10 protein-coding genes and 1 pseudogene are annotated in these 11,042 nt (G+C 68.4%); 5 read left to right on the forward strand and 6 right to left on the reverse strand.

The features are described 5' to 3' along the window. Window positions 1-282 (forward strand): annotated as a pseudogene (locus AC08OP_RS13075) (FAD-dependent oxidoreductase); the annotation flags it as partial. 148 nt (window positions 283-430) lie between these two features. On the opposite strand, the gene AC08OP_RS13080 reads toward AC08OP_RS13075, so the two are convergent. Next, a complete protein-coding gene (locus AC08OP_RS13080; protein WP_476614434.1) occupies window positions 431-1,090 on the reverse strand; it encodes a sulfotransferase family protein in 660 nt (219 codons plus the stop codon). Window positions 1,091-1,328: 238 nt separating this feature from the next. Beyond that, window positions 1,329-1,817 (reverse strand): Hsp20/alpha crystallin family protein, encoded by a 489-nt coding sequence (locus tag AC08OP_RS13085; RefSeq protein WP_476614435.1) that lies wholly within the window; start codon window positions 1,815-1,817, stop codon window positions 1,329-1,331. Window positions 1,818-2,707: 890 nt separating this feature from the next. Here AC08OP_RS13085 and AC08OP_RS13090 point away from each other — a divergent pair. Continuing rightward, window positions 2,708-3,118, forward strand: a complete 411-nt coding sequence (locus AC08OP_RS13090; RefSeq protein WP_476614436.1) for a hypothetical protein — start codon at window positions 2,708-2,710, stop codon at window positions 3,116-3,118. Between the two features lie 103 nt (window positions 3,119-3,221). Here AC08OP_RS13090 and AC08OP_RS13095 read toward each other — a convergent pair whose 3' ends face one another. The 4 genes from AC08OP_RS13095 to AC08OP_RS13110 form a co-directional block, all read right to left on the reverse strand. Then, complete coding sequence (locus AC08OP_RS13095) at window positions 3,222-4,121, reverse strand: SDH family Clp fold serine proteinase (protein WP_476614437.1); 900 nt, start codon at window positions 4,119-4,121, stop codon at window positions 3,222-3,224. Window positions 4,122-4,160: 39 nt separating this feature from the next. Continuing rightward, window positions 4,161-4,418: a PDZ domain-containing protein gene (locus tag AC08OP_RS13100; RefSeq protein WP_476614438.1), complete on the reverse strand. Its 258-nt coding sequence runs from the start codon at window positions 4,416-4,418 to the stop codon at window positions 4,161-4,163. 25 nt (window positions 4,419-4,443) lie between these two features. Next, window positions 4,444-6,450, reverse strand: coding sequence for an erythromycin esterase family protein (locus AC08OP_RS13105; protein ID WP_476614439.1), 2,007 nt, complete (start codon window positions 6,448-6,450; stop codon window positions 4,444-4,446). 155 nt (window positions 6,451-6,605) lie between these two features. Continuing rightward, window positions 6,606-7,550, reverse strand: coding sequence for a LysR substrate-binding domain-containing protein (locus AC08OP_RS13110; RefSeq protein WP_476614440.1), 945 nt, complete (start codon window positions 7,548-7,550; stop codon window positions 6,606-6,608). Between the two features lie 64 nt (window positions 7,551-7,614). Here AC08OP_RS13110 and AC08OP_RS13115 point away from each other — a divergent pair, with 64 nt between their 5' ends. Genes AC08OP_RS13115 through AC08OP_RS13125 form a run of 3 tightly spaced genes read left to right on the forward strand, consistent with a single transcriptional unit; the run spans window position 7,615 to window position 10,673 of the window. Next, on the forward strand, window positions 7,615-7,755 hold the full coding sequence (locus tag AC08OP_RS13115; RefSeq protein WP_476614441.1) for a hypothetical protein: 141 nt from the start codon (window positions 7,615-7,617) through the stop codon (window positions 7,753-7,755). A 25-nt stretch (window positions 7,756-7,780) separates the two neighbouring features. Continuing rightward, the gene (katG, locus tag AC08OP_RS13120; RefSeq protein ID WP_476614442.1) at window positions 7,781-10,015 is read left to right on the forward strand and encodes a catalase/peroxidase HPI; all 2,235 of its coding nucleotides are present in this window, start codon (window positions 7,781-7,783) and stop codon (window positions 10,013-10,015) included. Between the two features lie 34 nt (window positions 10,016-10,049). After that, window positions 10,050-10,673 (forward strand): hypothetical protein, encoded by a 624-nt coding sequence (locus tag AC08OP_RS13125; RefSeq protein ID WP_476614443.1) that lies wholly within the window; start codon window positions 10,050-10,052, stop codon window positions 10,671-10,673. Window positions 10,674-11,042 lie beyond the last annotated feature (369 nt).

The following is an 11,042-nucleotide window of genomic DNA, read 5'->3' on the forward strand; positions in this document are numbered from 1 at the left end:
GACCTGGCCTGGTCCCTGGCCACCGGAAATGATCTAGGATACCCACAGGTGCAGGGACGGCGCACCCCGCGGATCAGGCTGGTCAACGCCTACCTGCCCCACGTGCACGCCGCCGCGCACACCGACCCGGTGGTGGCCCGGGTGTTCATGCGGATCATCAATCTGGTCGAACCGCCATCGGCACTGCTGCGACCGGACGTCCTCACCCGGGTGCTACGCGCCCGCCGCTCCCCCGCGGCGGACCGGAGCCCGACCCCGAACGGATCTGGTCACCGAAGATGACCAGATCCGTTCGGGGCTCTCGCGGGCACCGATCCGCGTCGACGGCGTGGGATGCGTTGCCCGGCCGGAACCCGGATCAGCTCCGAAGGGAGGGTGCTACGGGTCCCGGGCCGGGAATCCCCGCCTCAGCTACTGGGCTGGGCGGGGTTCACGGGTGGACAGCGCTCGCGCTCATGGCCGCGGCGACACGTTCATGGTGTTTCGCCGCGTAGGCTTCTCGATTGTTCAGCCGGGGGAACTGTTCCCCCGGAACCGGCACACCGAGGAAGTCGCACAGGGGACCCCACCCCTGGGCGATGTCGAATACCAACAGACGGTCGGCTGAGATCTCGCGTTGCACCGCGGCATTGTGCTCCGCGAAGACCTGTAGGGCGTAGTCCTTGTCCGCGAAACGCCCCTTGAAGACACCGTCCCACACCACCAGATTCATCATGGTGATCACGCGCATGGCTTCCGCGCTCATTCTCGCCGGTCGGTTCGATATCGCTTGGAATAATGTGTTCCGCGCACTGTCATACCATTTTTCCGGGTCGCGAACCGTAAGAATCATTCGAGCCGACGGGTAGTGGGCGGCGAGCTCCCGCCAGAACCGGGCACCCGGCCAATCGACTGTCGATCTGTACTGGCCATACAGCGAGTCCCAGTCCGCAGGAGCACCTTCGGCGGCACTCGTCCATGCAGCGATAGTCTCCCGGTGCGCGAGGACCTCGTCCATGTGATGACAAGGGCCGTAACCGAGCTGTTCGAGGGCCAACTTGAGCGAAAGCGTTCCGGTACGCCCGAAGCCCGCACCAATGATGTTGATCATACCCCTCCTCGGAAGACAACGGATGCAATATTAACGACCACTTCGTTGCGAGTCCAGAGGGAATTTTGATAATCTATCATCTTGGTAGGGATTGTGAAGTTATAAGTGCCGTAACTACCCGCACCCGGTTGCCCAGTGTAGTTTTATGGAGGATTCAGGATTCACCACGGCGCCGCGGCCGGGCGGGCACGGCCCCGCTGGCGATAGCGGACACGCGGACAGCGGCCCCGCCGCCGGGTCAGCTGCCGCCGTCACTGCCGCCGGTGACCTCGATGTGCCTGGGCTGACTCTTCCTGGACTTGGCGAGCCGGATCGTCAGCACCCCGTCGTCCAGCGTCGCGCTGACCGACTCCGGGTCCACCTCACCCGGCAGCACGATGCGATGTTCGAACCTGCCCACCCGCCGGGTCTGACGGCGTAGCACACCCTTCCGTTCCCGCTCCTTGATCTCACCGGTGACCCGAAGCTCGTTATCCTGCAGGTCGATCGAGACATCGCGGCGGCGTACCCCGGGGAGCTCGAGTTCGACGATGTAGGCGTCGTCGGTCTCCTCGATGTCGACCGGGACGACGACGGCGGCCAACAGTCCCACCGGTCGGCCTTCCGCACCACCGACGACGTCGCCGAGCAGGCTTCCCATCCGGGTCCAGGCGTCCTCGATCTCCCGGAACGGATCCCACCTGATCACCGGGGCCGGACGTTGGCTGCTTCGCACCGGAAATGCCATGAGATTTCTCCACTCGTCAGCATCATTTCGACATCATTCGATTCGACGACGCAATCAGCCGTTGTCGGCAAAATACTTCCACCGCCGTCTACCCGGTCGTCGGCGGGTAAATCAGCCGCAGCGGGAAATACTGGCCACCACTCCGGGGCTGTTCCGCAACCGCCGGGACGGTGAACGACCGGCGCGGCCTCTCCGGGACGGCCACCGCCCGGGCACGCAGCACCCGGGCAGATACGGAGGCCGCGAAGCAAGGCGGTCCCGCCATCCCCTCGAATCAGTTTTCCTCATCAAGACGAGCCGGCGGGACCTTGGCCCTGCCCGCTGACGGACAATGGGCCCAAAGTCCTTCTACCCAGCTCCGCCCGCAGGAAACCACAGCCAGGCGACGGTGCGGGCATCACGGCATACCGGGAATGGCCGTTGCATTCTACCCATCTTCCTCGTGCCGGCGCAGACCTCGGCTTGCTGGCGAGTGCGGCAGCAGCATTTTTGCGATCAGTTGAGATTTGTGTCAATCGGGTGGATGACAAGGGCGGCAGTGGGCATGAGGCAGCCGGCGCGGGTGTCCCAGCCGAAATGGTCACCGCCGTGGACACGGCCCGGGCGAGACGGCCGGTACAGCCGCTCGATGCCGGATTCCCGACTCGTCCCGTTGATCTACGGGCGCCGTGGTGGAGGCCGGGCCGGGAGGAGGGGATATCCGATGACCGCCTTCGAACTGGACAGCTCGCTGGTCGACAAGTTCGCAACCGGCGATCTCGATCCACGGAAGGAAGCGACCCTTGCCGAGCGGCTGGCGCGTCTCCTGTCGTTCCACTGGAACCTGCCCTACCCGCTCGAGGCCACGTTGCCGCGGATCATCGCTCACCTGGGGGGGTCAACGCGCCCTGTTGGCATGGCTGGACCGGCATCCTGGCCTGCCCCGGCTGGTCGCGCGGCTGAACGCACTCCAGGGGCTCCTCGAGCACCTCAGCGACCAGCCCGCGATCGTGACCGCGCTGCGCGAGTTCCGGACCCAGACTCCCTATCCGCCCGGGCTCGCCGGCCACCTCACACCGGCCACCGACGACGGGACACTCGCCAGCCTCGCCGGTGAGATCGAACTGCTGCTGGCAGACGACCGGCCGGAGGACGCGGCCCGACTGACTCTCGCCGTCATCGCAATGCTTCAGCAGATTGCGCCGCGCGTCGGACAACTCGACCCCAGCAAGCGTGACTTGGCCGGCATCCTGGAGCAGGAACAGCACGACATCCTCGCGGCCGTCAGCCAGCAATCCGCCGAAACGATCCCAAACGGCTGAACACGCCCGCGAAGACGCCGGGCCGTTGGTCGTCTCCAGGATGTGCAGTGGACGGGTTGGCCTCCGGTCGGGTTGGCTAGCCTTCAGTCGGGTGGGTTAACCCTCAGTCGGGTGGGTTGATAGCTCTTTTCCTGCGGTGGCCGCCGGGGTCACGCCGGGCGGGAGCGAGGATGGGCTCGGGTTGGTCGGGTCGCTGCCGGTAGGGGAGCGGAATGTACTCGACCGACGGGCGGCCCGTCCTGGGCTGCGGGTAGAGCCGCATGAGTCTGCGCACCTCGTTGGGTAGGTCCGTGGAGGCGGTGAGGCCGAGTTCGCGGACGGTGCGCACGTCGATCGGGAAGTCGTGGGTCCACCTTCCCTCGGACAGCGTCCTGGCCAGCTGGTCGGCGCGGTCGGGCGGAAGGCGGCGGCGTAGGAGCCGGCCGGCGAACTCCTGGATCTGTCGCTGGGCCTTGCGGGAGACGTCGGTCATGATCAACGTCTTGTCGTCGATCTCGTTCACGTTCTTGCGAACCACGACGTCGAGGATCGACGCGACCGGCATTCCGCCGACCTGCGGATCGACCGGGCCGAGGACGGCCGACGGTGCCATGACGACGTGGTCGGCCGCCAGTGCGATGAGCGTCCCGCCGCTCATCGCGTAGTGCGGAACGAACACGGTGACCGGGCCGGGGTGGTCGGCCAGGGCGGATGCGATCTGCTCGGCCGCGAGGAAGAGGCCACCGGGGGTGTGCAGGACGAGGTCGACCGGCAGGTCGGGGTCGGTCAGTTCAATCGCCCGGATGACGGCCTCGGAGTCCTCGACGCTGATGAATCCGCCAAACGGGATCCCGAGGAACGCGAAGTTCTCCCGCCGGTGAATCATCGTGATCACACGTGAGTGGCGAGTACGTTCGAGTGCCCGCAGCGCCTGGCCACGCTGGAACGCGAGCGTGCGTTGCTGGATCAAGGGGGTGAGACTGGACAGGATGATGAACAGCCAGAGGATATCCAAGATCGTCATGCCCGCCGCTTTCTGTTGAGGTCTTCAGCCGCCCGCCGGTCAGCTGGGCCGGTCGGAGGGCGTGACCGTGACCTCCTGGCCGCTTCCGTCGCGCCGCAGACCGAGCGTGACCTGATGTCCGGGCGAGATGCCACGCAGTTCCGCGAAGAAGTCCTCGGCCGAGTTGACGGGCTTCCGGTCAAAGGTGCGGACGACGTCGCCAGGGGGACGCCGGCACGGTCCGCGGGGCCACCCGCGACGACGGCGAGGACGAGGGCACCACCGGTGACATCCAGGCCGAGTTGTCCGGCGATCCAAGGGTTTCTCGCGCGGCGAAGCTTTCTCACGCGGCGAAGGGGTAGGTCCGTGGTGGTTCGCCGCGATCCCAGCGGGTCGTCCGTTCGAGTGGTTCGACGGCCCGGGTCTCGTCGATATGGATGATCGCGTCGAACTGGTCGGCGGCCCGGGCACGGAAGTAGTGACTGTGCCGTTCGGTGCCGGGGCGGTAGATCACGCCGATGGCGCGTTCCAACCGGGCCGAGGTCAGTATCCGGGCGGCCCACTCGGCGGAGCCGAGGGGGACGAGGAACTCCTTCTCGCCTACCTTGTGGAACAGATCCTCCAGGCTCTCGGGAAGCGCCGGGCGGACCCGTTTACGGCCGGCCGGGGCATCCCAGTCGTCTGCGGCGGTCACCGTGCCGGTGTAGGTGGTGAAACCGATCAACCGGCAGTCACCCGGGTGCCGGATCCGTACCACCTGACCGAGAGTTATCTCGCCGCGGGCCGCGACTTCGGTCGCTGTGGCATCCCCGACGTGGGAGTTGTGCGCCCACAGCACGATCTTCGCCGGAGTATCGGACTGCCGGCGCAGATGAGTGGCGAGCGCGTCGAGGGTACCGGCCATGTGCCGGTCACGTAGGTTCCAGGAGGAGACCCGGCCGGAGAACATGGACCGGTAGTAGTCCGCCGCGGCCTTGACGGTCCGCGCGTTCTGCTCGGCGTAGAAGAAGTCGTCGGCGAGTGGCCCGCCCGGCCCGGTGTACTCGGCCGCGTGGCGCCGCAGGTCGACGAGCTGGTCGACGACCGCCTGTTCGCACGTCTCGCCCGCGCCGAACGCCGCGGCCTGGCCGTAGGCCTGGCCCTCGCCGCCGTAGTGATCGAAGCAGGCGTACCGTTCACGGGCCCGCCTGGCCGCAGCCGGGTCGACCCGGTCCAGGTAGGCGATGACCTCCTGGATGGAACGGTACAGGCTGTACAGATCCAGTCCGTAGAAACCGGCCTTGGCCCGTTCCTCGGCGCCGATCCGGTCGTTGCGCTCACGCAGCCAGCCGACGAAGTCGAGGACGACCGTGTTGCGCCACATCCAGGTTGGGAAACGTTCGAAGCCACGCAACGCCTCCTCGGCCGTCACATCCTCGCTGTGACCGCGGACGAACCGGTTCACCTGGTAGGCGTCCGGCCAGTCCGCCTCCGCCGCCACCGCGCAGAACCCCTTTTCCTCGATCAGCCGCCGGGTCATCGCGGCGCGGGCGGCGTAGAACTCGTGGGTGCCGTGCGACGCCTCGCCGATCAACACCAGGCTGGCGTCACCAACCAGATCGAACAGCCTGTCGCCGGCCGGAACGCCGTCCTGGACCGGCACCATCTCGGATCGGACGACGGCCGCATCCGTGCGGTACACCACGGTTCCCGCGGGAAGCCGGGACGTCGCCGCCGCGCGCAGCAGACTGCGCACCTGTTCATCGGTGGTCTGGGTGAAATCCCAGTAGGACTGCCCGACCGCAAAGAACGGCGACGGCGTCGTCGCACACACCACCTCGTCCGCCAGCGCCGTCAGCTCCCGGCAGGTGGAAGAGGGTGCCGCCGGCACGGCGACGACGATCCAGGCCGGCTGCAGTTGCCGCAACGCCTGGATGGCGGCCCGCATACTCGCGCCCGTGGCCAGGCCATCATCGACAAGAATGACGGTCTTGCCGGCCACGTCCGGTATCGGCCGGCCTTCCCGATAAGCCTGCTCCCGGCGCAGCAGCTCCCGGCCCTCCTGCTCCGCCACCCGCTGGATCACCTCCAGGGGGAGGTTCAGACCGCGGACCACATCGTCGTTGAGGACCAGCACCCCGCCACTCGCGATCGCGCCCATCGCCACTTCCTCGCGGCCCGGGACCCCGAGCTTGCGCACAACGAACACGTCGAGCGGAGCACCGAGATCCTTCGCAACCTCGTAGGCAACCGGCACCCCTCCCCGCGGGAGCCCCAGAACCAGCGCATCGGGGCGGCCCCGGTACTGCTCCAACAGAGCAGCGACCTGCCGGCCGGCATCCCCCCGGTCACGGAACAGACGATCCGACACGACGCTGCCCTCTGCCCACTCGGCGGCAAGATTCGCTTGATGCCCAGCACGGAGCGAGGGAAACCGTGTGTCCGTGGTCGGCCGGCCGGCGACGCCCGACCGGTCGGTCTCGCGGCCGGCCCGCTGCATTCACCGGAGCCCGCCGAGGGCGCGCGTCAGACCGCCGCGGCCGGCACCGGGGCGAGGGCGAGACCCGTCCCCGGCAGGGCGGCCCGCACCTCGGCGGCGAGCAGGTTCCAGTCCGTCACACGGGCCGAGGTCGAGCGGTAGGCCAGGCCGACGCGCCGGTGCGGCGCGGGCCGGCGGAACGTGGCGACGGCCAGGCCCCGCCCCTCGCCGACCTCGACTCCGACGGCGGCGGCGGGGACGAGGGTCAGCCCCAGGCCACCGGCGACCATCTGGACGATCGTCGACAGGCTCGCCGCACGCAGGGTAGAACGCTCCCGTGCCCCCGCCTCCCGGCAGACCTCGAGCGCCTGGGCCCGGAAGCAGTGCCCGTCCTCCAGCAGGAGCAGGTCCTGCCCGCCGATGGCGGCGACCGGCACGGCGGCGCCACCCGCCAGCGGGTGATCCGCGGGGGTGACGAGGACGAAGTCCTCGTCGTACAGCGGGATCTCGGCTGTCCCCGGCTCATCGGTGGGCAGAGCGAGCAGCGCGAGATCGAGCGCACCACCGCGCAGCTCCGCCAGCAGGGTGGCCGTCTGGGACTCCCGCGGCCGCAGCCGTGCCTGCGGCCACCGTTCCCGCAGCGTCGGCAGCAGCCGTGGGAGCAGGTAGGGGGCCACCGTGGGGATGACCCCGAGACGGATGTCACCGACCAGGGGCTCCCGGGCCCGGATGGCCAGTTCGCCGATGTCGTCGACGGCGCCCAGCACCCCCCGGGCCCGCCGGACGATCTCCTCCCCGAGTTCGGTGAGCAGGACGCTGCGGGTGGTGCGTTCCACGAGCTGGACGCCCAGGGTGCGCTCGAGCGCCGCCACCGCGCTGGACAGCGTCGGCTGACTGACATGCAGGGCCGCCGCGGCGCGGCCGAAATGCCGGTGATCGGCCACCCCGACGAGGGCGCGCAGCTGGGCCAGGGTCGGTTGCGGACTAGCCATAGATTGAGGCTATCAAAGTTGCGGAATTTTTCGATTTCTCTTCCGAGTGGCCGACCGTGACAGTGTGACAGTTGTGACAGTGGAGTCATCCCTGCGCGGCTTCTCGATCAACGAGGCCGTCGACGAGGCCGCCAACGAGGCCGCGGCCATCTACTGGGGCCGGTGTCACGGCTGTTCCACCGCACGCGTTCCTGATCGCTCTTGATATCCGTCTATGCCCGGAGGGTCCCATGTCCGAGAACCATGACGCAGTCGTGTACGACATGAATGCGGAGAGCGGCGGTGGCTGCCCGGTCGCGCCCGGTCGCGCCCCGCACCCCACCCAGGGCGGCGGAAACCGCGGCTGGTGGCCGAACCAGCTCAACCTGAAGATCCTCGCCAAGAACCCCGCCGTGGCCAACCCCCTCGGCGGGGAGTTCACCTATGCCGAGGCCTTCAGGACCCTCGACCTCGCCGCCGTGAAGCAGGACATCGCGGAGGTGCTGACTACCTCGCAGGCCTGGTGGCCGGCCGACTACGGTCACTACGGCCCGTTCATCATCCGGATGGCGTGGCACAGCGCGGGCACCTACCGCATCAGCGACGGCCGCGGTGGTGCGGGTGCCGGCCAGCTGCGTTTCGCTCCCCTCAACAGCTGGCCGGACAACGCGAACCTCGACAAGGCTCGCCGCCTGCTGTGGCCGGTCAAGAAGAAGTACGGCCAGAAGATCTCGTGGGCCGACCTGATGATCCTCGCCGGCAACGTCGCCCTGGAGTCGATGGGCTTCGAGACCTTCGGCTTCGCCGGCGGTCGGGTGGACGTCTGGGAGCCTGACGAGGACGTCTACTGGGGCCCCGAGACCACCTGGCTCGACGACGAGCGCTACACCGGCGACCGGGAGCTCGAGAATCCCCTCGCCGCGGTCCAGATGGGTCTCATCTACGTCAACCCGGAGGGCCCGAACGGCAACCCGGACCCGATCGCCGCGGCACGCGACATCCGCGAGACGTTCCGCCGGATGGCGATGAACGACGAGGAGACGGTCGCCCTGATCGCCGGCGGCCACACCTTCGGCAAGACCCACGGCGCGGCCAACCCGGACGAGCACGTCGGCCCGGAGCCCGAGGGCGCCCCCCTCGAGGAGCAGGGCTTCGGCTGGACGAGCACCTTCGGCACCGGCAGGGGCGGGGACACGATCACCAGCGGGCTTGAGGGTGCGTGGACGAACACCCCGGTGAGCTGGGACAACAGCTTCTTCGAGATCCTGTTCGGCCACGAGTGGGAGCTGGCGAAGAGCCCCGCCGGTGCGAACCAGTGGAAGCCCAAGGACGGTGCCGGTGCCGGCACCGTCCCCGACGCCCACGACGCATCGAAGAGCCACGCCCCCACGATGCTGACGACGGACCTCGCCCTCCGGTTCGACCCGATCTACGAGCCCATCTCGCGGCGCTTCCTGGAGAACCCGAGCGCGTTCGCGGACGCGTTCGCCCGGGCGTGGTTCAAGCTGACGCACCGTGACCTGGGGCCGGTCGCGCGCTACCTCGGCCCGGAGGTCCCGACCGAGACGCTGCTGTGGCAGGACCCGCTCCCGGCGGTGGCCCACGAGCTCATCGACGCCGCGGGCGTCGCCACTCTCAAGGGTCAGATCCTCGCCTCGGGCCTGTCGGTCTCCCAGCTGGTCTCCACCGCGTGGGCGTCGGCCTCGACGTTCCGCGGTGGTGACAAGCGCGGCGGCGCCAACGGTGCGCGCATCCGCCTCGAACCGCAGCGCGGTTGGGAGGTCAACGACCCCGACCAGCTGGCGGCGGTCCTGCGCACGCTGACGGGGATCCAGGAAGCCTTCAACGCCGCCCAGACCGGCGGCAAGCAGGTCTCGCTCGCCGACCTGATCGTGCTCGCCGGTGGTGTTGCCGTCGAGCGGGCCGCCGCGAACGCCGGCTTCGACGTCGAGGTCCCCTTCGCACCGGGACGTACCGACGCGTCGCAGGAGCAGACCGACGTGGAGTCGTTCGCGGTGCTCGAGCCGACGGCAGACGGGTTCCGCAACTACCTCGGGAAGGGCCACCGCCTGCCGGCTGAGTACCTTCTGCTCGACCGGGCGAACCAGCTGACCCTGAGCGCCCCCGAGCTGACGGTCCTCGTCGGTGGTCTGCGGGTCCTGGGTGCCAACTACCAGCAGTCGCCGCTCGGCGTCTTCACCGCGACTCCCGGGTCGCTGACGAACGACTTCTTCGTCAACCTGCTCGAGCTGGGCACGACGTGGAAGGCGACGTCCGAGGACGCGAACACCTTCGAGGGCCGCGATGCCGCCACGGGCAAGGTCAGGTGGACCGGCAGCCGCGCCGACCTCGTCTTCGGTTCGAACTCCGAGCTGCGCGCGCTCGCGGAGGTCTACGCGAGCGACGACGCGCGGGAGAAGTTCGTGCACGACTTTGTCGCGGCGTGGGTCAAGGTGATGAACCTCGACCGGTTCGACCTCGTCTAATCCTGGTTCACCTCGCCCGATCCTGACGTCCAGGTTGGCCCGTGCCGGGCCAACCTGGACGTCCCCGGTCCCCGGTCCCGAGCTCCCCGTTCCCGTACCGAGCGTCGGCCTCACCACTGGCGCACTCGCCGTACTCGCCGTACTCGCCGTACTCGCCGAGATCTCCCTCACCGCCGCCGCCGCGCTCGGGAAGAGCGATAGCGTGCGCGCCGCCAGCCTGCATCTGGACACGCCTGGCGACTGGCCCACGCGCCCACCCGAGGCACGGGAGAAACCCTCGGCATCCGGTCCCCTCGCTCCCCTGCTGCTCTATACCCAGGCCTGGGCCGGCGACCGCCACGGTTCGGCGCACCGGCTGCCGTTGCACCGTTCATCGGGCACCATCACCGGGTCCGACGGTCAGGTGGTGGCCGCGGTGTCACCGGCGCTGAGCCGGATACTGCCCACCAGATCGGCCACCCAGGTGATGTCGATGGACGTGACCTTCGTCCGTTCCCTCCCCCTCGGCTCCCTCCCCCTCGACGCGGAGGCCGAGGCGGCGGTCACCGTGCGACGCGTAAGTCGACAACTCGCTGTAGCCGACTCCGAGATCGGAACGGCGGGATCCCGCCCGAGCGTGCTCGCGCGTTTCCTCGTCTCGCGCATCACCGTCCGCTGACCCCTTCGAGGACGCGCTGGTCAACGCCCGTTCGAGGGACTGGACGGAGCGGGGACCGCAGCAGTCCGGTCGAGCGCGCCCGCACCTGAGCCGAGTCGGTCAGGTCGACATTTTTATTAACTCTGCGTAACAGAATGCGGAATACAACGTGGTCCTTCGCCGCCCCGGACCGGAGGGCCACCCCTATTGCTGCCACAATGCGACTTCGTAAGCACGGTTCGTAGCCAGACCGCACCAAAGACCACTAACCGCACATCCAACATTGCAGTCCGGAGTCGGGGGAATGCCAGGTCCCGGACAGCGCGATCATCAGGGGGATCAAGAGATCATGACGTTAACGCATCCGACCGAGACGCCGACGAGCCGGAT

It is taken from the genome of Frankia sp. CeRuru1 (genome assembly GCF_977966315.1).